Origin of the sequence: Kribbella sp. NPDC058245, from assembly GCF_042882005.1 — a bacterium.
Classification (GTDB): domain Bacteria; phylum Actinomycetota; class Actinomycetes; order Propionibacteriales; family Kribbellaceae; genus Kribbella.
The window spans coordinates 665371-688220 of record NZ_JBHVWY010000001.1 but is presented as its reverse complement, the minus strand read 5'-3'; the positions used below and the strand labels follow the sequence as shown (position 1 = coordinate 688220).

Annotated in this window: 22 protein-coding genes; 5 read left to right on the top strand and 17 right to left on the bottom strand. The window is 67.7% G+C overall.

Annotated elements, in window-relative coordinates:
* Positions 1–88 precede the first annotated feature (88 nt).
* The 4 genes from ACFVWG_RS03420 to groES form a co-directional block, all read right to left on the bottom strand.
* The gene (locus tag ACFVWG_RS03420) at positions 89–1420 is read right to left on the bottom strand and encodes a hypothetical protein (protein WP_391541503.1); all 1332 of its coding nucleotides are present in this window, start codon (positions 1418–1420) and stop codon (positions 89–91) included.
* Positions 1413–2024 (bottom strand): RNA polymerase sigma factor ShbA, encoded by a 612-nt coding sequence (shbA, locus tag ACFVWG_RS03415; protein WP_391541502.1) that lies wholly within the window; start codon positions 2022–2024, stop codon positions 1413–1415. The genes ACFVWG_RS03420 and shbA overlap by 8 nt, the downstream gene beginning before the upstream one ends.
* Before the next feature lie 304 nt (positions 2025–2328).
* Positions 2329–3948 carry a chaperonin GroEL gene (gene groL, locus ACFVWG_RS03410; protein ID WP_391541501.1) on the bottom strand — a complete coding sequence of 540 codons (1620 nt, stop codon included), beginning with the start codon at positions 3946–3948 and terminating at the stop codon, positions 2329–2331.
* 129 nt (positions 3949–4077) lie between these two features.
* Positions 4078–4374 carry a co-chaperone GroES gene (gene groES / locus ACFVWG_RS03405; protein ID WP_133782216.1) on the bottom strand — a complete coding sequence of 99 codons (297 nt, stop codon included), beginning with the start codon at positions 4372–4374 and terminating at the stop codon, positions 4078–4080.
* 279 nt (positions 4375–4653) lie between these two features.
* On the opposite strand from groES, the gene ACFVWG_RS03400 reads away from it, so the two are divergent.
* From ACFVWG_RS03400 to ACFVWG_RS03390, 3 genes are all read left to right on the top strand, one after another.
* Positions 4654–4839: a hypothetical protein gene (locus ACFVWG_RS03400; protein WP_391541500.1), complete on the top strand. Its 186-nt coding sequence runs from the start codon at positions 4654–4656 to the stop codon at positions 4837–4839.
* 68 nt (positions 4840–4907) lie between these two features.
* Complete coding sequence (locus tag ACFVWG_RS03395; RefSeq protein WP_391541499.1) at positions 4908–5504, top strand: peptidoglycan-binding protein; 597 nt, start codon at positions 4908–4910, stop codon at positions 5502–5504.
* 9 nt (positions 5505–5513) lie between these two features.
* Complete coding sequence (locus ACFVWG_RS03390; protein ID WP_391541498.1) at positions 5514–6656, top strand: methyltransferase domain-containing protein; 1143 nt, start codon at positions 5514–5516, stop codon at positions 6654–6656.
* 656 nt (positions 6657–7312) lie between these two features.
* Here ACFVWG_RS03390 and ACFVWG_RS03385 read toward each other — a convergent pair.
* Genes ACFVWG_RS03385 through ACFVWG_RS03345 form a run of 9 tightly spaced genes read right to left on the bottom strand, consistent with a single transcriptional unit; the run spans position 7313 to position 14632 of the window.
* The gene (locus tag ACFVWG_RS03385) at positions 7313–8071 is read right to left on the bottom strand and encodes a dienelactone hydrolase family protein (protein WP_391541540.1); all 759 of its coding nucleotides are present in this window, start codon (positions 8069–8071) and stop codon (positions 7313–7315) included.
* Positions 8071–8520 (bottom strand): GNAT family N-acetyltransferase, encoded by a 450-nt coding sequence (locus ACFVWG_RS03380; RefSeq protein WP_391541497.1) that lies wholly within the window; start codon positions 8518–8520, stop codon positions 8071–8073. Before ACFVWG_RS03380 ends, ACFVWG_RS03385 begins: the two co-directional genes overlap by 1 nt.
* The gene (tsaD, locus tag ACFVWG_RS03375) at positions 8517–9587 is read right to left on the bottom strand and encodes a tRNA (adenosine(37)-N6)-threonylcarbamoyltransferase complex transferase subunit TsaD (protein WP_391541496.1); all 1071 of its coding nucleotides are present in this window, start codon (positions 9585–9587) and stop codon (positions 8517–8519) included. The genes ACFVWG_RS03380 and tsaD overlap by 4 nt, the downstream gene beginning before the upstream one ends.
* Entirely contained in the window at positions 9584–10033 is a 450-nt protein-coding gene (locus tag ACFVWG_RS03370; protein ID WP_391541495.1) for a GNAT family N-acetyltransferase, read from the bottom strand. Before ACFVWG_RS03370 ends, tsaD begins: the two co-directional genes overlap by 4 nt.
* Positions 10030–10698, bottom strand: a complete 669-nt coding sequence (tsaB, locus tag ACFVWG_RS03365) for a tRNA (adenosine(37)-N6)-threonylcarbamoyltransferase complex dimerization subunit type 1 TsaB (RefSeq protein WP_391541494.1) — start codon at positions 10696–10698, stop codon at positions 10030–10032. The genes ACFVWG_RS03370 and tsaB overlap by 4 nt, the downstream gene beginning before the upstream one ends.
* Before the next feature lies 1 nt (position 10699).
* The gene (tsaE, locus tag ACFVWG_RS03360) at positions 10700–11626 is read right to left on the bottom strand and encodes a tRNA (adenosine(37)-N6)-threonylcarbamoyltransferase complex ATPase subunit type 1 TsaE (protein ID WP_391541493.1); all 927 of its coding nucleotides are present in this window, start codon (positions 11624–11626) and stop codon (positions 10700–10702) included.
* Between the two features lie 51 nt (positions 11627–11677).
* Positions 11678–12793 carry an alpha/beta fold hydrolase gene (locus ACFVWG_RS03355; RefSeq protein ID WP_391541492.1) on the bottom strand — a complete coding sequence of 372 codons (1116 nt, stop codon included), beginning with the start codon at positions 12791–12793 and terminating at the stop codon, positions 11678–11680.
* A gap of 3 nt (positions 12794–12796) precedes the next feature.
* Positions 12797–13975, bottom strand: a complete 1179-nt coding sequence (alr, locus tag ACFVWG_RS03350; protein WP_391541491.1) for an alanine racemase — start codon at positions 13973–13975, stop codon at positions 12797–12799.
* Between the two features lie 15 nt (positions 13976–13990).
* Positions 13991–14632, bottom strand: coding sequence for an HAD family hydrolase (locus ACFVWG_RS03345; RefSeq protein ID WP_391541490.1), 642 nt, complete (start codon positions 14630–14632; stop codon positions 13991–13993).
* 97 nt (positions 14633–14729) lie between these two features.
* On the opposite strand from ACFVWG_RS03345, the gene ACFVWG_RS03340 reads away from it, so the two are divergent.
* Positions 14730–15929: a peptidoglycan-binding protein gene (locus tag ACFVWG_RS03340; RefSeq protein ID WP_391541489.1), complete on the top strand. Its 1200-nt coding sequence runs from the start codon at positions 14730–14732 to the stop codon at positions 15927–15929.
* A gap of 13 nt (positions 15930–15942) precedes the next feature.
* On the opposite strand, the gene ACFVWG_RS03335 is transcribed toward ACFVWG_RS03340, so the two are convergent.
* Complete coding sequence (locus tag ACFVWG_RS03335; protein WP_391541488.1) at positions 15943–17145, bottom strand: hypothetical protein; 1203 nt, start codon at positions 17143–17145, stop codon at positions 15943–15945.
* Positions 17146–17398: 253 nt separating this feature from the next.
* Between ACFVWG_RS03335 and ACFVWG_RS03330 the strand changes: the two genes are divergently transcribed.
* A complete protein-coding gene (locus ACFVWG_RS03330) occupies positions 17399–18175 on the top strand; it encodes an META domain-containing protein (RefSeq protein WP_391541487.1) in 777 nt (258 codons plus the stop codon).
* Here ACFVWG_RS03330 and ACFVWG_RS03325 read toward each other — a convergent pair.
* The 3 genes from ACFVWG_RS03325 to ACFVWG_RS03315 are packed head-to-tail and all read right to left on the bottom strand — an operon-like array spanning position 18159 to position 22821.
* Positions 18159–21020: a sugar-binding protein gene (locus ACFVWG_RS03325; RefSeq protein ID WP_391541486.1), complete on the bottom strand. Its 2862-nt coding sequence runs from the start codon at positions 21018–21020 to the stop codon at positions 18159–18161. The genes ACFVWG_RS03330 and ACFVWG_RS03325 overlap by 17 nt on opposite strands.
* Before the next feature lie 50 nt (positions 21021–21070).
* Positions 21071–22468, bottom strand: a complete 1398-nt coding sequence (locus tag ACFVWG_RS03320; protein ID WP_391541485.1) for an NAD(P)H-hydrate dehydratase — start codon at positions 22466–22468, stop codon at positions 21071–21073.
* A gap of 2 nt (positions 22469–22470) precedes the next feature.
* Positions 22471–22821 (bottom strand): holo-ACP synthase, encoded by a 351-nt coding sequence (locus ACFVWG_RS03315; protein ID WP_391541484.1) that lies wholly within the window; start codon positions 22819–22821, stop codon positions 22471–22473.
* Positions 22822–22850 lie beyond the last annotated feature (29 nt).

Here is a 22850-nt window from a genome sequence, read left to right as displayed (position 1 = left end):
GTATGCCGCCATTACGAGGAGTCAGAATCGGTCTCCGGACATGAGCAGGGCCCGGGCGATCGCCCGGGCCCTGAATCGGTGTTCAGTGTCAGCTGGTGCGCTTGTTCAGTACGCCGAGGATGCGCAGCACGGTCTCGTCGTCGAGCGAGCCGTGGGTACGCTCGATCGCCGCGTGCTTACCCTCCGGGTACGCCCCGGTCGAGTGCTTGCCCTTGGTGTAGGTGGCGCGGACCGAACCGGTCGTCACCTTGCCGTTGGAGTGCTTGCCGTTCAGCTCCAGGCCCTGGCCGAAGAACTGCACCGCACTCGGTACGTCGGCCGGCGAACCGGTCGGCGTCGGCAGCACCGGCGTGACGATCGCCTCGACCAGCTGGGCGCCCTCGTCGACCGGCTTGGTGTCACCGGTCTGCTCGGCGGCACCCGGCTGCTGGTCGCCCAGCGGCGGCGTGCTGGGCTTGACCTCGCCGGTCGGCTTGCCGTCACCGGTCTCACCGGTGTTGTCGCTGCCCGGGTTCTCAACCGGGTTGCCACTCGGCACCGTCGTCGGGTCGCTGCTGCCCGGGTTCGGGTTGCTGCCCGTCCCGGTCTCGCCGTTGTTGGTCGGCGGGCTCGAGGGCGGATCCGACGGTTGCGTGGACGGCGGATCGGTCGGCGTGGTCGACGGCGGCGGCGTCTCCGTCGGCGTGGTCGGCTCGGTCGTCGGCGGCGGGTCGGTCGGCGGCGGGTCCGACGGCTTGGTCGTCGGGTCGCCCGGCTCCGGGTCCGTCGGCCCGGTCGGCGTGGTCGGTTCCGTCGGCGTGGTCGGCAGCGGCTGCTCGATCACGGTCGGCTTGGTCGGCAGGTTGACCCGCGCCAGCGGCGGGGTCGGGTCGACGTGCGCCGCCGGCATCTCGCCGTTGGCCAGCGTCTGGTCCTGCTGCGTCTTCGCCTCGGCGGCCTTCAGTTCCTGCTTCTTCTGGAAGTCCTTCGAGACCTTGACGATCTTGGCCTTGTCGACGACCGGCAGCCCGCCGAGCTGTTCCTTCGGGAAGTCGGTGGACGGCGTGACGGCCTCGGTGATCTTCTCGATCACCTTCTCGTACGGCGACAGCGGGTTGCCGTTGACTGCCGCGGCCACACCGGAGACCGACAGCGCGGCCACCGCGGCGACACCGAGCGCCAGACCACGCGCCGCCATCTTGCGGGCGAACGGGTCCGTCACCGGGTTCAGCGCCGCGCAGCGCGCCAGGAAGCTCTCCGGATCGTCAATGGTCTCCACGGGGAGCTCGTCCTCGACCTCCACCGCCAGACGCAGCTCGGCCAGCAACGCTACGGCCGGGTCATTCGCGCCCGCGAACCGTGCGGACTCCCCTCCAGCGGCCAGCAGGTCGAGCAGTGCGTCATCAGCGTCGATCGCGTCCAGGTCGAATCGGTCAGCCATGATGCCCCTCCCCTGCTCCTCGTCCCTCATGCCCCACATACCCCCTGAGCGTGTTCAACGCCCGATGCTGTGCGACCCTCACCGCCCCCGGTGTCATCCCCAGTGCCCGGCCGGTCTCCTCGGCTGACATCCCCGCCACCACCCGGAGCCGCAGGATCTCCCGCAGCTTCTCCGGCAGCTTTTCCAGCAGGTCCATGATGTGCTGGACCTCCGAGTGCCGGACCGCGTGCTCCTCAGGCGTCGGCGACTCGTCCGCGCCGTCCGGCAGGTCCGGCGTGGTGACGTCGGCAACCGCGAACGCACGCTGGGCATCGGCGACCTTGCGGGCCGCGATGCCGTAGACGAAGGCCTCGAAGGGCCTTCCCTCGTCACGGTACCGGCTCAACGCGCCGAAGACCGCGACACAGACCTCTTGAGAGACGTCGTCGACCATGTCGGCGCCGCCGGGATAGGTCCACAACCGGGACCGGACGTAGCGGTGCGCTACGGCGCGCACCCGTGTGAGCAGGTCGTTGAGAGCTGCATGGTCCCCGTTGGCGGCAAGCGCGGCTAGATCCCTGAGCTCGACCCGGTCGTGGGTGTGCGGTACTCGGACCTCAGTCACCCCTCGCCCCCTCGTGTCGGACCGGTCAGCGTGAAAGATGGTACGGCTCTCACCTATTCCTTGCCTAGTGGCAATTCGTGGTCAGTACCGGCCACTTCATCACGATCTGTCACTACCGGCCCGTACGAACGGCCCTAACCCGATCTCCGCGGCGGCCGTGCACAGGTAGTGGGGACCGTGAACACGTCATCAGGTGTTCACGGTCCCCGTTTCTTGTCCCACCCAGGTCGAGCAACCACAGAAAGCGCACCGCCCGCCGGATCCGTGAGGACCGGCGGGCGGTGCGGGGTACTACTGCCTGAGGTCAGTGACCGTGGCCGTGGCCGTGACCGGCTGCGGCAGGCTCTTCTTCCTCGGGCTTGTCGACGACCAGGGTCTCGGTCGTCAGCAGCAGGGCGGCGATGGAGCCGGCGTTGGCGAGCGCGGAACGCGTCACCTTGACCGGGTCCAGGACACCCTGGGCGAGGAGGTCGCCGTACTCGCCGGTGGCGGCGTTGAAGCCGCTACCGATCTCGAGCTCCGCAACCTTCGCGGTCACGACGTAACCCTCGTAGCCACCGTTCTCGGCGATCCAGCGCAGCGGCTCGACGACCGACTTGCGAACGATCCGGACACCCGCGAGCTCGTCGCCCTCGAGGCCCAGGCCGTCGTCCAGCACCGTGGCGGCGTGCACCAGAGCAGAGCCGCCACCGGCGACGATGCCCTCTTCGATCGCGGCGCGCGTCGCGGAGACGGCGTCCTCGATCCGGTGCTTCTTCTCCTTGAGCTCGACCTCGGTGGCCGCGCCGACCTTGATCACGCAGACGCCGCCGGCGAGCTTCGCCAGCCGCTCCTGCAGCTTCTCGCGGTCCCAGTCGGAGTCGGTCCGCTCGATCTCGGCCTTGATCTGGTTGACCCGGCCCTCGATGTCGTCGGCCTTGCCGGCACCCTCGACAACAGTGGTGTTGTCCTTGGTGACGACGATGCGCCGCGACGTACCGAGCACCTCGAGGCCGACCTGGTCGAGCTTCAGCCCGACCTCCGGCGCGATGACCTGGGCGCCGGTGAGGGCAGCGAGGTCCTCGAGCATCGCCTTGCGGCGGTCACCGAAGCCCGGCGCCTTGACGGCGACGGAGGTGAAGTTGCCGCGGATCTTGTTCACCACGAGGGTGGACAGGGCCTCGGCCTCGACGTCCTCGGCGATGATCAGCAGCGTCTTGCCGGACTGCACGACCTTCTCCAGCAGCGGCAGCAGGTCCGCGATCGCGGAGATCTTGCCCTGGTGGATCAGGATGTACGGGTCCTCCAGCACCGCTTCGCCGGCCTCGGCGTCGGTGATGAAGTACGGCGAGATGTAGCCCTTGTCGAACTGCATGCCCTCGGTGAACTCGAGCTCGGTCCCGAAGGTGTTCGACTCCTCGACGGTGATCACACCGTCCTTGCCGACCTTGTCGAACGCGTCCGCGATCAGGGTGCCGATCTCGGCGTCCCGGGCGGAGATGGTGGCGACGTGGGCCATGTCGCCCTTGTCGTCCACCGGCCGGGCGGTCTCGACGAGCCGCGCGGAGACGGCCTCGACAGCCGCCTCGATCCCGCGCTTGAGGCCCATCGGGTTGACCCCGGCGGCGACGGCCCGCAGGCCCTCGTGCACCAGCGCCTGCGCCAGCACCGTCGCGGTGGTGGTGCCGTCACCGGCGACATCGTTGGTCTTGGTGGCGACCTCCTTGGCCAGCTGCGCACCAAGGTTCTCGAACGGGTCGTCCAGCTCGACCTCACGGGCGACGGTCACACCGTCGTTGGTGATGGTCGGGGCGCCCCACTTCTTGTCCAGGACGACGTAGCGGCCCTTCGGGCCCAGCGTCACCTTCACCGTGTTCGCGAGCTTGTCGACGCCACGCTCCAGCGCGCGCCGAGCGTTCTCGTCGAACTCGAGGATCTTCGGCATGAAGAAAACCAGTCCTTTTCTGAATGTCTCGCGTAGCAGGCTTCGAACCAAAATCCCACTGCCCTGACCCACTCCGCCCCGGTACCAGAGGTAACCGGGGCGGTGTCAGTCAGGAACAGTGGGCGGTCGTCACTTGCTGACGACTGCGAGGATGTCGCGGGCGCCCAGGATCAGGTAGTCCTGGCCGTCGTACTTGACCTCGGTGCCGCCGTACTTGGAGTAGATGACCTTGTCGCCAACGGAGACGTCCAGCGGGACGCGGTTGCCGTTGTCGTCGATCCGGCCCGGACCGACGGCGAGGATCTCGCCCTCCTGGGGCTTCTCCTTGGCGGTGTCCGGGATCACCAGGCCGGACTTCGTGGTCTGCTCGGCTTCGAGCGGCGCGACGAGGACGCGGTCCTCGAGCGGCTTGATCGTGACCGACACTTGCTGACCTCCACGGTCGATTCGCATTTTGTCTGTGGTGCTGCGGTGGTCGCGCTCCCCTGCCGTCGCGGGGCTCAGGAGGCCGGACCACTGGCACACTCCCTAGGAGAGTGCCAACACCGAATCTAGGCCGCGATTAGCACTCGGTCAACTCGAGTGCCAAGTCTGTCTCGATACGAGACATCCAGGAGTCGTCACTCCGGGCAACTCTCGGCCACGCACCGGAGTCCCGGACAGGAACCCGATCGGACGGGTCCCGGACCTTGGAGAGGGGTCACCATGTCCATTCGTCTGCTGAAGTCCGCGATCGCCGTGACCGCACTCGCCGCCACCCCGCTGGTCGCCGCGGCAGCACCTGCCTCCGCCGCACCACTCAGCCAGTGTGACGCCGCGATGTTCAAGAAGGTCGGGAGCGGCTGGACCGTCTTCGTCCCGAGCGAGTGGTCCTGCTACGACAAGCTCTGAGCACGCGGCCGTGCGCAGATCGTGGTCACACGCTGGCCTAACGCAGGCCGGCGTGGGACCGTCTTCCCATGGCTTTCACGCTCCCCAAGCTGCCGAAACTCTCCGGCCGCACCCTTGTGGTGCTCGCCGCCGTAGGTGCGTTGGCGGTCGGTGCGGTCGCGGCGAATGCCTCCAAACACCAGCAGGCGGCGGCCCCGAAGCCCGCGAGCGACCAGGCCGCACCGCTCACTGCCAGCAAGGCCAGTGACCAGACCTCTCTGGAGGCGGCGGCCGTGGCGGAGGCCAAACTGAGCCAGTGCCGCTCCGCGCGGCTCATCCCGGTGAACAAGACCTGGGGTATCCCGATGCCGTCGGTCAACGGCAGTTCCAGCACCAACTGCAACCTCAAGTACGGCGACAACCCGCACCGCGGCTCCGACCGGACAGGTGATCCCGAGACCTCCATCCAGGTCCTGCAGCGCAACCTGAACTCCTGCTACGGCACCAAGCTCACCGTCGACGGCATCTACGGCAAGAACACCCGCGCCGTCGTCACCATGGTCCAGCGCAAGCACCAGATCATCGCGGACGGCATCTACGGCCCCAAGACCCGCTCCGCCATGAACTGGCGCCTCTACGCCGCCAGCACCCGCACCTGGAGCAAGACCTGCTCGAGCCCGCTCTAAAGTGAGCAGGTGACGCTCACCGCCCTACTGCACCAGCCCGAAGTCCTGGAGGCTGCCTGCAAGGAGTACCAGCCGGGCAGTGAACTCCAGCTAGTCGAGAAGCTCCGACGCCGGTACGACGGTGCTCTGGTCAGCGCCGCGGTCACACAAGCCGCACTGCGCCACCGAGCGGTCGCGAAGTTCGGTGCTGATGCCGAACTGATGTTCTTCACCCCGGACGGCTATGAGCAGGCCACTCGCACCGTTGTAGGCACGCACCGCGCTGCCCGGATCGCTGCGGCCTTGCCGGGCAGCAGTGTGGTCGACCTGGGCTGCGGAATCGGCGGTGACCTCATTAGCGCCGCCCGCGCCGGCCTACGAGTCACCGGCGTCGAACGAGACCCCGACACCGCGACTGCTGCACGAGCCAACCTGGCTGCACTCGGCCTGCCGGGTGACGTGCTGGTCGGCGACGCCGAGTCAACCGACCTCACGCCGTACGACGTCGTCTTCGCCGACCCGGCCCGACGGGCAGACGGGCGGCGCGTGTTCGACCACAACGCCTACTCACCACCCTGGAGCTTCGTCACCGGACTGCTGGAGCGCACCGCGTGTGTGAAGGTCGCACCCGGGATCCCACACGACGCCGTACCGGAAGGTGTCGAGGCCGAGTGGATCAGCGACGCCGGTGAGGTGAAAGAGGCGGCCCTGTGGTCAGGTGCCCTGTACTCCGGCACTGCGCGACGAGCGACGCTGTTGCCAGGCGGTGCGACTGTGACCGACGCACCATCAGCTGACAGCGGTCCTGTCGGCCAGTACATCTACGAGCCGGATGGAGCCGTCGTACGGGCCGGTCTGGTCACTGCTGTCGCCGCTGCGGTCGACGGATGGCTGCTGGACCCGCGGATCGCCTACGTGACTGCGGACAAGCTCGTGGAGACTCCCCTCGCATCGGCGTACGAGGTGATCGAAGAGCTGCCCTACAAGGAGAAGGCGCTCCGCTCCTGGGTGCGCAGCGCCGACATCGGCACGCTCGAGATCAAGAAGCGCGGCATCGACCTCGACCCCGCCGTGCTCCGCAAGAAGCTGTCCCCCAAGGGCTCAGCCTCCGCCACCCTCATCATCACCCGCATCGGCCGCGACGCCGTCGCCTACTCCTGCCGCCGCCCCTGAGAGCGGACTTGCGCTCGAACCGTATTCGAACATATGATCGAAACCCGAGCGGGCCTCCGGGTGATTAGCCGGCGGACGAGGTGCTGCGTCCAGTTGATGCACTCCCCGGGGGCCCGCCACTAAGACGTCACACGGGCGCAGCAGCGTGTTCATCTGCGTTCGGCAAGCTGTGATGAGAACCGGTCGGCCGCTGACCGTTTACCTGGGGCTCAAGCGGCAACTCCGCCCCAGGTTTTTACCCGCCCCCTGCCGTGCCCTCCCCCGCACTGCAGCCCCGCCCTCACCGTCCGAGGGCGCGACCGGCATGCCCTCGCACGTCGTGACATCGCCGACGCGGTGGGCTCAGCCACACCCCCCGTCCCGCCCAACGCCGGTTCCGCCCGCAGACCGTCGTACCGGCGGGACTGGGGACACCCCGTCGGGGCCTTGAACAGGTCATAACCTGTCCACGGCCACCGCTTCCTGTTCACACCCCCGCCAGCGCGCACCTCAGCCTCCGCTGCCACCCACCTCGAGTCGCCAGCACGCGCAATCCACCTTGAGCACCGCTCAACCACGAACCGGCCGCATGCATGACTGAACCGTGCCCAAGGTCGTCGTCACCACTTTGAGCACCGATCAACCACGGATCGGGCCCGCGGATGACTGGACCGTGCTCAAGGTTGGGAGCGGTGTGGCTTCAGGGAGGGTTGGCCGATGCGGAATCGCTCGCGGACGGGCATGCGGAAGCGGGTGAGCGCCAGCCGAAGCACCGCACCGATCATCGAACCGCCCGCGCCACTTTGGGGCCACTCGCGATCGCCGTCCGCGTTGCCGCCTTCTCCCAATGCTTGCTGGGTGAAGGTGGTGACGAGGGTGTTCCAGTCGGCGGGGCGGTGCAGCATGGGGTGGGTTTCACCGGCGAGGAAGACCAGACTGACCGGCGTACCGGCGGCGCGGAGGCGGTTGGCGTAGCTGCACGTCTCTTGCGGCGACGTGACGGTGTCATTGTTGCCGTGGGCAAACATCACCGGCGGTCGCAGCGCGATGAGTGGCTCGTCCGAAGGGAGCCAGGGCGCGAGACCCAGTACGCCGGCCACGCGCGGGTGATCGCCGGCCGCGACGACTGAGCGACCACCCATGGAGTGCCCGATCAGGACGACCCGCTCGATCAAAGGCGGCAACTCGTCAAGTACGGCGCGGAGGTCAAGAGCCGGGTCGCCGACATCGTTCCAGCCGCGATAGCGGTAGCGAACGAGACCTACGGCGGCCGACGGGACCGCCGTACGAGCAGCTTCAGCGAACGGCCACATGCGGAGGATGGGACCGCGCCACAGGCCCGGGTTCTTGTGCGAGTGCTCGTAACCACCGTGTGCCAACAACACCAAGTCCGTTGCCCCTGGTGGATTCCACACCAGGTCGACCCCGGGCTGCATCACTGGCCGGAGTAGAGCTCAGTAGGGTCCCGGCGGATGACCATCATCGTGGTCAAGTCGGGCAGTTCGTTGAAGCCGTACTGGCGGTAGAGCTCATGCGCGTCCTTCGTCGCGAGCATCATCCGCCGCAGCCCCTTCAGTTCGGGATGGTCGACCAGGCACGTCACCACGAACTTCCCGAGCCCGTGCCCGCGATAATCCGGCAGCACGAACACATCCGCGATCCACGCGAACGTGGCCCGATCCGTCACCGCCCGCGCAAAGGCAACCAACTCACCGGCCGGCGCATACACCGCGACGTTCAGCGACCCCGAGATCGACCGCGCCACCACCTCACGCGGTACGCCGGGCGACCAGTACGCCGTACTGAGGAAGCCGTGCACCACGTCGACATCGATGCGCGCCGGATCGTCGTCGGCCTCGAACCCGTCCGGGTGGGACCACCTCATTTGTTCAGCACCTCCGTGATCGGCATCGACGAATCAGCCGGCAGGCCCAGCGGCGACGGCGTCTTGCCCGCGCGCACCAGCTCGGATCCGAGGGCCGCGACCATCGCACCGTTGTCGGTACACAGGCCCGGACGCGGCACCCGTACGGCGATTCCTGCGGCGGTGCACCGTTCCTCGGCCATCTGGCGGAGTCGGGAGTTGGCTGCGACGCCACCACCGATCAACAGGTGCTCGTAACCGCGGTCCTTGCAGGCGTCGATCGCCTTGCGGGTCAGCACATCACAGACCGCCTCCTGGAAGGCCGCCGCGACGTGGTTGATCGGAAGGTCCTCGCCGTCGCGGCGCTTCGCCTCGACCCAGCGCGCGACCGCGGTCTTCAAACCGGAGAAGGAGAAGTCGAACCGGTGGCGCTCGAGATCACGCTGCGAGGTCAGCCCGCGCGGGAACTTCACGTAGAGCCGGTCGCCACCATCCCGCGCCGCTTTGTCGACATACGGTCCACCGGGGAACGGCAGCCCGAGCACGCGCGCCACCTTGTCGAACGCCTCACCCGCAGCGTCGTCGATGGTGCTTCCCATCGGTACGACGCCCTCGGTGATGTCCTCGACCGCGAGCAGCGATGAGTGCCCACCGGACACCAGCATCGCGATCGCGCCCTTCGGGAGGTCCCCGTGCTCGAGCGTGTCGACGGCAACGTGAGCCGCGAGGTGATTGACGCCGTACAAGGGTTTGTCGAGCGATAGCGCCAGGCCCTTCGCGGCCGCGACGCCGACGAGCAGTGCGCCGGCCAGGCCAGGTCCGCTCGTGACGGCGATGGCATCGACATCGGTCGGCTTGATGCCGGCGGTCTCGCAGGCGCGCCGGATCGTCGGCACCATCGCTTCGAGGTGCGCCCGACTGGCCACCTCCGGTACGACGCCGCCGAACCGTGCATGCTCCTCGACACTGGACGCGATCGCGTCGGCGAGCAGCGTCTGCCCACGCACGATCCCCACGCCGGTCTCGTCACACGAGGTCTCGATCCCGAGGATCAGAGGTCCAGTCTCAGCCAACACTGTCTTGCTCATAACGTCTCCCGCCACCGCATGATCACCGCATCCTCGCCACCGGCGTAGTACCCGCGCCGCCGGCTGATCTCTTCGAACCCGAACCCGCCGTACAGGCCGATCGCCGACTCGTTGCCCGCAGCAACCTCCAGCAGAACCGTCCGCCCGGCGCACCGCGCGAGCGCGGCCGTCATCAACTGCCTACCGATCCCGGTACGGCGCTCATCCGGCGCCACCGCGATCCGCAACAACTCCACCACGTCCGCCGTCATCGGCGGCACCAGCAGAACCGCATACCCGACGACCGCTCCTTCGTCGGCCACGAGAATCACCCGATCCTCGGTCGACCGATCGAATTCGCCCTGCCAACCGGACGCGCTCCAGGCCTCCTGCCCGAAGCACGCCTCGTCGAGCGCAGCGATCGCCTGCAGGTCGTCGACTACGGCCGGCCGAATACCTGGTCTCACTTGGTCAACACGCTCTTGGGCCCACCCGACATGGTGACGTCCGGTCGCCGCAGATAAAGCGGGTCCGGAGCAACGATCTCCAACGTCCCCGTGGCAACCCCGTAGGCAAGCACTTCCGCGGACGGATACTCCACTACTTCATCAACAGCAACGCCCAACGCTTCGGCGTACAGGACTGCGCCTCGGCCGATGATGGGGAGGCCGGACAGGACGTGGGCTACGTCGGCCGGCTTGTCGACGGCGGGACCCTCGAGGCGTCGGCGACTGCCGTCGGCAGCGGGACCGTCGTACAGGGCCCAGTAGATCTCTTTGCGGCGGGCGTCCGTGGCTACGGCGACCGGCAACGACAGCGAGGACTGGCGGGCCAGGATGTCGAGACTGCAGACTCCAGCGACCTCAATGCCCAGTACGTCGGCCATCGTGCGCGCGGTGACCAAGCCGACGCGCAGTCCGGTGAAGGGGCCAGGACCGACGCCGACGGCGATGCGGGTCAGGTCGCGCGCCGTGCAGCCGGCCTCGGCCAGAGCGGCGGCGATGGCGGGAGCAAGCAGTTCGCCATGGCGAAGTGCATCGACCGTGGTTGAGGAGGCGGCGATGGCGCCGCTGACCGGGTCGGCGAGGGCTACGGTGACGGCGGCGCTTGAGGTGTCGAAGGCGAGCAGCATGTCAGTTCTTCTCCAGTGCAGAGATCCGTACGCCGGACGCCGCCCACCGCGGTCCCACCGGGGTGATGCGCAGTTCGCGGGTCTCGTCGGTGTCGTCGTCGCCGCGGGTCACCACGATGTCGAGCCGGTCCGGGGCGAGCGCTTCGGCCAGCCCGTGACCCCATTCGACCACGGTGACCGCTTCCTCGAGCGAGGCGTCCAGGTCGAGGTCGTCCAGCTCGGCAAACCCACCGAGCCGATAGGCGTCCACATGGACCAACGCCGGACCGCCACTCAATGACGGATGCACCCGCGAGATCACGAACGTCGGCGACGTGATGTCGCCCCGCACCTTCAGCCCAGCGCCCAATCCCTGTGTGAACGTCGTCTTCCCCGCACCGAGGTCACCAGACAGCACCAGTACGTCGCCCGCCCGCAACTGCCCCGCGAGCTCCTCAGCGATCGCCCGCATGTCCTCGGCCGTCGGCACGGTCCGCTCGACCGGCATCGCCTTCGCGTAGATCAGGTTGTGGTCCTGCTGCTCCACCACCGAGTACCCGCGCCGACGCCAGAACTCCACCGTGTCCGGCAACTCGACCCGAGCGATCAACCGCACCCGCGCAAGACCCCGCCGTACGGCGACCTCCTCCGCGCACCCGACCATCGCCGACGCGACCCCACGAGCCTGATGCCGCGGATCAACCGACACCCGGCGCAGCACGAGCACGTCACCCGACACCTCGAACAGCACCGCACCCGCGGGCACACCGTCGATGCGGACCAGCAGACCGCCGTACTGCGCGATCGCCTCGCCCACCGTGGTCGCGTTCTCGCTCAACGCCGTCGACGGCGGATCGAGAACACGGCGCGAGGAGAAGGCGTGGTGGATCACCGTGACGATCTCGTCCACGTGTTCGGACGTCGCGTCAACGACATGTAGATCGGTCATGCTCACATTTCATCATGGGGTCCCGCGCCTGGACCGAGGAGCGCACGGCCTTCAATGCTGCTCCAGGGATTGTTCGGCTCGCTCGATCATCCCAAGGAGGGCCGCGGTGAACTCACGGTGGTGCTCGATCAGGCCCAGATGACCGCAGTTCTTCACCTCGACCAGCTCCGCCCCAGGGACCCGGCGGACGATCTCCTCGGCGTGCTCGAACGGCGTCAGCGCGTCCTTGTCGCCGCCGACCACCACGCACTCGACCTTCTGCAGCGGCTCGAGCGAGTCGTACTTGTCGTGCAGCGCGAAGATCGGATAGAAGTCCGCGATCACCGAGATCGGCGTCGCCGCGATCATCTCGTTGACGAACTCCGTGAACGCCGGCGGCACCTCGGAGCCGAACGAGTACTTCCGGGTCAGCAGGTAGCTGATGTCCGTCCCCGCCTTGCGACTCCGCTCGACCACATCCGGCACCCGCGCCAGCGCCGAGACCGTCGGCAGGGCAAGCTGCCGCAACCACCGCCCCGGCAACCCCGGCAGGATGATCGGTACTTCGTCCAGCTGCCCAGCACTCGTCGAGCACAGCCCGACCCCGATGATCCGGTCCCCGAAGAGCTCCGGGTGCTGGTCGGCGAGCGCCATGATCGACATGCCGCCCATCGAGTGCCCGATCAGAATCACCGGCCCACTCGGCGCGAACCGCTCGAAGATCCCGTACAGATCCCGGCCGAGCTGGTCGATGCTGATGTTCTCCTTCGGCGACCGCCCGGACCGCCCATGCGAGCGCTGGTCGTAGAACACCATCGTCCCGATCCCGGCGAGATCGCGGCGCTCGAAGTGCCAGGAGTCCATGTTCAGCCCGTAGCCGTGCAAGAAGATCACGGTCAGATCCTCAGGCGGCAAAGGCAACTTGCGGCCAAAACGCTTCTTAGGCGGCGCCGGTCGCCGGGACCGCTTCAGCTCATCGACCTCGACGTACAGCTCAACGCCGTCGTCGGCGGTGAACACATGCGGCGTCCCTCGCAGGGAGCCGAACGGCTCCGCTTCCAACTGTGCACGCTGACCGGACCGGCGTCCGATGACCGTGCGCTCGACCGCAACTCCGGCGGCCGCACCGGCGGCCAGCACCCCGACCGCGGCTCCGATGAGGCCAGCGGTCCGTCCTGCTTTCGACATCGCCTACTCCTCGACCGGGGCAGTGTCGATATACCGGCGTGGGATCCGCGGTCCGAGCCGGGTGACGATCTCGTAGTTGATCGTCCCGGCGGCGTCGGCCCAGTCGTCGACGGACGGCTCGCCCGCCGTACCGGGGCCGAACAGCACGACCTCGTCCCCCGCGGCGACGTCGTCGTCCTCGAGGTTCACCACGCACTGGTCCATGCAGATCCGGCCGACGACGGTACGACGTCCACCGGCTGACTGCACCGGGGCACCGTTCGAGGCGTGCCGCGGCAGCCCATCGCCGTACCCGAGCGGTATCAGCCCGAGCGTCGACGGCCGCGGCGCCGTCCAGGTCAGCCCGTACGAAACGCCGACACCGGCGGGCACCCGCTTCACCATCGCGAGCCGTGCCTTCAGCGTCATCGCCGGTCGCAGCCCCAACTCGCTCGCCGGCCGCGCGTGCCCGAACGGCGAGAGCCCGTACGTCGCGACGCCCGGCCGCACCAGATTGAAGTGGGTCTCGGGTAATGCCAGCGTCGCGCCGGAGTTCGCGAGGTGCTTGAACTCGGCCTCGACCCCGAACGACTCAGCGACGGCGATCGCCTCGAGGAACGTCGCGAGCTGCAACTCGTTCACGTCACTCTTCGGCTCGTCGGACGACGCGAGATGCGACCAGATGCCCTTGATCTCGATCCGGCCGGCAGCCTGCTCCCGCAGCGCGGCCCGAATCAACGCCGGCCACTCCTCCGGTACGGCGCCGCCCCGGCTCATGCCCGTGTCGATCTTCAGGTGCACCCGGGCCGGGCGGTCATCCACCGCGGCGGCCAACTCGTCGATCTCCCAGGGCGCACCCGCCGACAGGTCGATCCCGGAAGAGATCGCCTCGGCCAGCGGCTCACCGGGAGTAGTCAGCCAGCAGAAGATCGGACCGGTGTCACCGGCATCGCGAAGCGCGAGCGCCTCCTCCAGCACGGCCGCGCCGATCCAGTCGGCACCCGCTGCACGAGCGGCCTGGGCGACCGGCACGATGCCGTGCCCATACCCGTCGGCCTTGACCACGGTCATCAGCTGCGCGCCCTCGGCACGGTCACGCAGCGTCGCCACGTTGTGCCGGATCGCGGCCAGGTCAACGATCGCCTCGGCGCGGGTGGGGCGCTCACGAGGCGGGTGACCGGTGGGTGACTGGAGAGTAGCCATAGCCCTTCCAGTGTGTCAGGCCGCGACGATCAATCCGGTGAGGGATGTCATCTTGTGGAAAATTTGACGCGCACCGGCAAGCTTCGCGGGGTCGGTCATTCCCGCGTAGCCGAAGACCGTCATACCGGCCGCGTTGGCGGCGGCGACGCCGAGTGGGCTGTCCTCGACCACGACACAATCAGCCGGTTGCACGCCCAGGGTGGCGGCCGCGTGCAGGAAGAGATCGGGCGCGGGTTTGCCGTGCGCGACATCCTCGGCACTGAAGATTCTGCCCGCGAACCGGTCCAGAAAACCAACCGCGGTCAACGCCGTCCGGATCCGCTGGTGCGTCCCCGACGACGCCAGACAGTACGGCGTACCGGCCGCCTCGAGGTCGTCGAGCACCCCCTCGACCCCCTCGACGGCCTGCAGGTTCGCGAACCCGTCGAACAACCGCTGGTGGTACCGCTCCTCGAGATCAGCAGGCAACGGCCGGCCCAACTGCGCCTCGGCCTTCTGCCGCATGGACGTCATACTCCCGCCCATGAAGTCCCGTACCGCTTCGTCGAACGTGTACGGCAACCCAGCCTCGGTCAGCAGCTCCGCCAAGATCTTGTTGGCCAGCCGCTCCGAGTCCACCAGAACGCCGTCATTGTCGAAAATCACCAGACCGGTCACGCCAGCACCCTACGCATCGCGTTCTGCCTGAACGCTTGGCCCCTGGGAACTGCCGTCCGTCGCAGCGATCCAGCAGCCTGATCGGGAGGAGGTGTCCATGGATCGCGAGCAGGCCGAGAAGTCCGATGCCGGACCGGCGCCGATCAGACGTCCACCAGACGTCCAGTCCTCTCCCGCGGGATTCGGCGACTTCCAGATGCTCCAGGACAAGGCCGGCAACGCCGCCGTCAACCAGTTGATGGGCGAACCCGCCGGCACACCTGGCAAACGCCCGAACCTCGACGTCGGCGACACCGGTCCCGCCGTCCGCGTCCTGCAGCAGAAGCTGCGCACGATCGGCATCGAGTGTCCGCTCGACGGCACCTTCGGGTCTCGCACGCATGAGGCCGTCGTCGAGTTCCAGACGCACAACCCCGAGTTGCACCCCGCCACCGGCGGAGTCGGCGTCGGCACGTGGAAGGCCCTCGACAGCCAGACCGGGCAACCCGCCCATCAGGACGCCTTTCCGGTCAACACCACCAACGAATCCGGCGAGACCACGTCGCACGACCCGTTGGTCCAGCTGGAGACGGCCGTCCTGGCCGGTACGTTCGGCGGCAAGCTCCCTTGGTATGTGTGGGACCCGCTGCGGCGGATCATCCGAGTGAGTTACACCGCCACGACGGAGCTGGCCATCGGCGCGAAACTGATCTATGACGCGGTCCAGTTCGTGGAGTCCGGCGAGTGGGAGGCGGCGAAAGCCGAGGGAAAGAGTCCGCTGTTCAAGCTGTTACTGAACAGCCATTTTCCCGACACGCTCCTGCACATCGACGTGCTGACAGACCTGCTCGGGCCGGACATCGCGATGAGCGCCGGCCTGTTCCTCAATCAGTTCAAGCACGCCGGACCGACGTTCCAGCACTACCTGCACGGTGGTGGCGCCGATCGCCGGTACGTCCTGCAGGACTTTGCGGACGAGGACGTCAGTTTTCGACAGGTTGTCGCGTCGCGAACGCCGCTGGATGGGAGCACTCAGGTGGTGACGGACTACACCACCGACACGGGGTCCTCGAGGGACTGGCACTACACCTTCGGTGGCGTCGACCACCTGTCACTCAGGCTGATCGACGGTTCGAACCCCAGCCGGGCGGTCGTGCAGGTGGTACTGGCGGATCCCTACCAATGGCATCCGAACGAGATCCGCGCGGACATCCTGATGCACAAGTCGATGGAGATCCTCAAGCAGAGCGGAGCCCGTGAGTTCATGCAGCGTGACGACGGGTCACCGGTGATCGTCGACCTCAGTCGTCGCCGGTGACCCGCCGTACCCGTCAGCTCTCCGCGATCGAGAAGTCGTTGAAGCTGAAGCGTTGCTTGGTGTTGTTGGTCGAGACGACCTCGACGCCGTAGTCGACCTGCCAGGTGGTGGAGTTGGCGGGGATCCACTTGCGGGTCGCGAGGTCCTTGAAGAAGGCCTGCAGCGGCATCGTGCCGGAGGTCTGCGTGGTGACCGACTTGTAGGTGAAGATGCCGCCGGGCTTGTTCGCGCCGTCGGTCTTCCAGACCTCGTAGGACTGGCCGCCGATGGTCGTCGTACCGAGCTTGTCGCCGGCCGGGGTCTGGTTCGAGTTCTGGGTCCAGATCATCAGTTCGTTCTCGAAGCCCTCGTTGATCCAGACGTCGAAGGCGACGTTGTAGATGCAGCCGCTGCAGGTCGGCGCGGTCGCGGCGAACTTGGCGGACTGGATCTTGGCCAGCGGGAAGTCGTTGTAGTCCTTGTGGACGTTCGGATACGCCTGTACGCCGTTGTCTCCCGGCCTGGACTGGGTGACGTCCTCGTACCAGCTGTTGTAGTTGCAGACGGCCATCGTGTACGTGCCGTTGTGGTTGTTCCACATGTTGTTGTGGACGTAGTACTGGCCGTAGGTGCGGCCCTCACCGGCGTTGCCGGTCGCCGTGGTGGTCCAGGTCGGCTTGGTGCAACTCTGGCCCGTGCTCGGCGGCGGCGTACTGGTCGGGGTCGCCGTCGGCTTGGGCGTGACTGTCGGCTTCGGCGTTGGCTTGGGTGTCGGCTTCGGCGTGACCGTCGGCTTCACGGTGGGTGTGGTGGAGGGCTTGGGTGCGGGCGGCTGCGCGGGCGCGGCGACGAAGTCGTAGTGCACGGTGTAGCGGAGCGTCGTGCCTTCGCGGAGGCTCTTGCCGTTGCGCCGCAGGGCCTGCAGCCGGTAGCTCTTGTCGGTGGTCCGGGTCGGGTCGATCGACAGCTGGGCCGGCCCGGAGGAGGTCGCGGTGATCGCGACCGGCTTCTTGCCGAAGCCGTGCAGGACGGTGCAGCCGGAGCTCTTGTCGAGGACACAGCTCTCGACGCGCCCGACGCTCGGGAGGTTGATGACCGTGCTGTCCGCAACGCTCGCGGCGACCGGGTTCTCCTTGGACGCGGCCTGGACGATGATCGGGACAGCGATCAGCGCGCCGAGTGCGAGGAGGACCGCCGGGACGACCATGCGGCGTCGGGCAGTTCGGATGGGGGGCATGCGTAACGATCCTTCGTCTGTTCGACGGGCCCGCCGCTGTGTTGCCCCAGCGCTACAGCGACCGGCCCTCACCTGTTCGGTTGGATCCCCAGTGGGACCGGGCGAGGCCGGCCATGGTCTGTCAGCGCGCCGACGTTATCCAACCGTGATCTGTTCCGCTACCCCCAGGACCGCGGGTTCTGCCGACTTTACGCGCCCTTCACTTTTCGACGCGCTGCAACGCCCTGCTCACCTTCCGCGTCCTGAGGATGTGATGAAACGGATGATTGGCCTCGCCGGAGCCGGACTCCTCCTGCTCGGACTCGCCGCGTGCGGGGACGAGTCAACCGCCGGCGGGACGCTGACCGGCAAGACCTACCTGTCGACCTCGATCACCGAAGACGGCAAGCCCAAACAGCTCGCCGCACAGACCCGCGTGAAGCTGCAGTTCACCGACGACGGCCGACTGATCGCCGACGCCGGCTGCAACACCATGCAGGCCTCGGTGTCGACGAGCGACGGCAACCTGACGCTCAAGGACCCGCTGGCCATGACAGACATGGGCTGCCCGGGCAGTCGTGGCGAGCAGGACGGCTGGCTGAGCAAGCTGCTGCAGAGCAAGCCGAGCTGGAAGCTCGCCAACGACACGCTCACCCTTGTCGCCGACAGTACGACGATCGCGCTCAGCGACCAGTCAACGCTCACACCGGATCTGAAGCTCGACGGCACCAAGTGGACGCTGGACAGCGTCGTCTCCCAGGACACGGTGGGCAAGATCGTGGGCTCGGAGAAGGCCTGGATCACCTTCAACGGCGAACGCGTCACCGGCTTCACCGGCTGCAACGAGTTGAACGGCGTAGTCGCCCGCGCCGCGACGACTGTCACCTTCGGCGAGCTGGCCACCACTCGCCGGGCGTGCGCCGGGGACGAGGGGACCATGGAGAAGGCCCTCACCAAGGGCCTCCACGGCGAGATGAGCTACCAGATCACCGGCAACGGCCTGCGGCTCCAGGCCGGCGACGCAGGCCTGACCTTCATCGCCGCCCGCTGAGCCGGACGTCGAACGCTTGAACCTGGTCGGCTGCTGTCTCGTAGGAGACCAACAGCCGGCCGTCCTTGGCCAACTGCTGACGCTGAGCATTGGTGAGCGGGATTGACCACACCTGTACGCCGCGAGTGATCTGCTTCGTGGCCTGTTTGACCAAGTGACCGCTCATGTCTGGCGCCCAGGGCGGGATGCCGCCGTCCGTCACCGCGCAGGGCGTGAAGGGATCTGCTGCACAGCTAGAGATCCACACCGGGATCGCACCGAGCTCACCAGTGGTCAGGAACGCGCGGGCGGTTCCTTTGGTCTTGGCGGTGGTCAGAATGTCCACCGCGTTGCCACGCAACCCGGCGTACCGGATCTGTAGGTCTGTGGTCGGGACGCGTCCAGAGATCGGTACGCCGTTCCGTGCGGACTGGGCGATGGTCTGCGGGGACAGGGCGCCGTTGAGGTTCGGGCTGGAGACGTCTGGCGGTCCGGGCACGGTGGGCCGGTCGGCCGGTGGGGTGTAACCGGGGAGCGTGGCCAGGCCCCAGCGGTACGGATCCGACTGCACCGAACCGAGTGCGGACCATCCGAGTCGAGTGCTCTGGTCGATGTGCCGCAGCGTCGTCGTACCGGCGGCTGAGGTGTCGTCGTTGTCGTACGGCGTGATGTTCAGACCGAGCCGGGCCGGGTCGACCGCAGCCGGCAGTAACGACAGCGGGATCTTCACCTCAAGGTCGTAACCGCCGCCCGCGTAGGCATGCGGCACGGTGGTCTCGTTGCTGCCCACCCACTGCGCCGTCGACGCCACCTCGACGCCTGGCGCGGGGCCCTGGTGGTTGTCGGCGTCGCGGGACCAGCAGGGCTTGCCGGTCTGGCTGAACGGGAAGATGCCGAGCTTGAACGTGTTGGCGGTGTCCATCAGCGACTGTGACGCCGTTCCGCGGGGGTCGAGCAGGATCTCTACTGAGTCCGCTTGCCAGTGACCGACGCATTCCGCAGGTGTGACGGCGTACGACTGGTAGTCGTCATTCACGTGGATGAAGAAGTACAGCGCGTCGTCTGACCAGCTGACCTTGGCGGTGCTGCCACAATCGGCCGGTCCGGTACAGCCGTCGGCACCTTGCCAGATGCGGTTCACATCGAGCGTCGGTCCGGAGTACTCACCCGGTCCGGCCTTCCCGTCCACGGTTGGGGCTGCCTGCGGGATCACTGTGGTCGGCACGAGGGACAGCGTCAGCGTTTCGCTACCTGACGCCGTTCTGATCGGTATCGATACGTTCTGCTGTGCTGGCAGGGTTGTGTCGGTGTTGGTGAGCCGGAAGGTCACCGTGGTGTCCGCACCAGGCTGAAGCTCATACGGCAGCGAGGCGGCATTCACAGTGAAGTTCGACGGCACATCCATGGACACCGCACCACTCTGCGGCTGAGCCGACCAGTTGTGCACCACGACCGGTACGTCGATGCTCTGGCCGATGCCCATCGACTGGATCGCCTGTGACCGGCCGAGCCGATTCGCCTGTGGTGCAACGGTTTCCAGCCACTCGTCGTACTCCTGCCAGTTTCCCCACCGCTTGAAGCGCCCCTCGGCCGCAGCAACGATCCGTACGACGTTGTCCGTGTACCCGGATGCATTCGCCGTTGTGTAACGCGCCGCGATCCGAGCGTTCTGGTCGACGGTCGCGGTGGCCGATGGGGTGACCGTGAAGGTAAGGTCCGCGCGTGAACCGGCCCGGACCTGCTTCGGCCCATCGGTCACCCACCCGGCCGGCACCGTGAGCTGAACGTTGCCACGGGCAAGCTTTCCGCGCAGCTGAACGGTCGCCTGGAACGGCTCACCAGCCACGTTGTAGAACCGCGAGAACGTCAAGTACTGGAGCGTCCCCAAGGGCAGTCCACCCGGGTCCGGCTTCGTCGCGCCGAACAGGATGGCGTCATCCAACCCCGCCGCCGGACTGCTGTTCGGCTGGAACGGTACGAACGACTGCGTCATCGCGAACCGCGGACACGCGGCTGCGGACGTCCCCTTGAACATCACCCGGCTCTGCGTCGGATACGCCGCCCGCCCCTCATCCGCCACCTGCTGCCAGATCTTCGTCGTACCGGCCGGTTGTCCTTGCAGGTTGCCGGCCGGCCACGTGTACGGCGACGCGTAGCCGGTCCACACCCCAGCCACCGTGTCGAGTCCACTCGGGGTGAAGCCGGTGGTGCAGTTCGCGGCGGACGTCGTACCGCCTGTCCCTGCTGCACTTCCGCCGGAGAACACCTTCTTCACCTGCCACGTGCTGAGCGCATGCGACCCACGCAACTGCTCCGGGAACCGCGTCGGATCGGCCGCCGCCAGCACGCCCTCCCAGATCAGCCGCCCAGCCTGCTGGTGATTGCCATGCCCCGCCGCCAACGTCGGAGTGAACCCGATGTAGATCTCCGGCTGTGTCTGCCGGATCACCTGCGTCACCCGTCGCAGCGTCTCCTCCTCATCCCAGAAGTACTGCGTCAACGGCGCACTCTGGTTGTAGAAGAAGTCGATCCGATCCAAGTTGAAGATGTCCACGGTCCCGGACCGGTAGTGCGCCACCCGGTCCTCGTTCTCCCGCCGCAGCCCGAGCTCAGGCCCCAACTCGGTTCCGACGGCGTTCCCCCCACCCTCACCCCGGGTCACCATGATCACGCCGCACTTGACGCCGTACCGCTGATGCCAAACCCCACAAGGCCCGATGATGCTCGTGTCATCGTCCGGATGGGCCCACTCCCCCATCACGTGGATCTTCGTCGTCGCATCAGCCACATAGGGCTTGGGCGCGGCCGACGCCGGCAGCGGAGCGGCGATCAGCAGGGCGGCAACCAGCAGCACGAAACGTTTCATTCGAGCACCTCCGGGGCGGTAGGTGCACTCCTACCCACTTCCCCGGAAGGTCAAAGCAGGATCTGGCGTGTTACCTCGGGGAGCGCTGCCGCGACCTTCATCGCGGTGACCGGACCATCCGTGGCGGCGAGCTGGCCGGCGGCTGCGTGCAGGTACGCCGCCAGTGCGGCCGCCTCGAACTCCGGTACGCCGCTCGCGAGCAGCGACCCGAGTAGTCCCGCCAGCACGTCTCCCGAACCCGCCGTGGCCAGCCATGGCGTGGCGATCGGGTTCACGAATACCGAACCGTCCGGCGCCGCCACGACGGTCGTCGCGCCCTTCAGCAGTACGACGAGTTGCCGGTCCTCGGCCACCTCTCGGGCGTAGTGCAGGCGACGCGCCTCGATCTCGTCGCGCGGTACGTCGATGAGCGCGCTCAGCTCGCCGGCGTGTGGGGTGATCACGACGTACCCGGCGCGGTCGGTGTCGAGGGCTCCGATGCCGCCGGCGTCCACGACGACCGGGAGGTCCTGTTGCTGCGTCACGCGGTCGAACAGCTCGCGGTCGAGCGTCTCGTCGCTCAACCCGGATCCGACGGCCCACGCCTGGACGCGGCCTTCGCCGACCACGATCTCGGGATGCACGGCCAACACGGCGGCTGCGACCGCGTCGGGGCCGACGTACCGGAGCATCCCGAGCGGACCGGCCAGAGCGCCGGTCGTGGCGATGACGGCCGCACCTGGGTACTGCGTGGAGCCGGCGATCAGTCCGAGCACACCACGTGAGTACTTGTCGGAGTGGGCGTTCGGGACTGGATAGAGCGCCCGTACGTCGGCTGATTGCAGCGACTGGACCGGAGCTTCGGGGAGGTCGAGGCCGATGTCGACCAGGTGAACCGGGCCGCAGGCGGAGGCGGCTGGATCTACGAGGTGGCAGATCTTGTGGGTGCCGAAGGTGACGGTGAGAGCGGCATGCACGTGGGGTTCTGGCGTTTCGCCGGTGTCCACGTCGACGCCGGAGGGGGTATCGACGGCGACGATCGGTACGCCGTGGTCGGCGGCGAGGGTGACGGCGGCGAGTGCCTCCGGGCGGAGGCCGGGGCGGCCGCCGATTCCGACGATGCCGTCGACGACCACGTCGGCCGTGGGGATGTCGTCGGGAGAACCGACTCTGCCACCGGCGGCTCCGAGGGCGGCGAGGCCCTCAGCGTGGGCGTGGTCGGAGAGCAGGACCGCGATCACCTGGGCACCGCGCCGGGCGAGGCGAGCACCGGCGTACAGGGCGTCGCCGCCGTTGTCGCCGGAGCCGATCAGGAGGACGACGCGAGCGCCGTACGTGCGGCCGATGAAGTTGCTGATGGCAACGGCGAGACCGGTGGCCGCGCGCTGCATCAGGGTGCCTTCGGGCAACTTCGCCATCAGGTCGGCCTCAGCGGCACGGACCTGTTCGACGGTGTGTGCGCGGCGCATGCTCAGCCCTCCAGGACAACCACGGCGGAAGCGATCCCGGCATCGTGGCTCAGCGACAGATGCATGCTCTGTACCCCGAGCCGGGCCGCCTGCGCAGCCACCGTCCCGGTGATCTCCAGCCACGGCCGACCGGTCTCGTCGGTCTGCACCTCGGCATCGTGCCAATGCATTCCCGCCGGTGCGCCGAGCGCCTTGGCCAACGCCTCCTTGGCCGCGAACCGGGCCGCCAACGACGCCGGCGGCTTCACCGCCTCGAGCGGGGTGAACACCCGGTCCCGCAACCCCGGCGTCCGCTCCAGCGTCTTCATGAACCGCTCCACGTCGACCACATCGATACCCACGCCGACGATCATGCTCGCCAGACTAGCTCGGAGCGGACCGC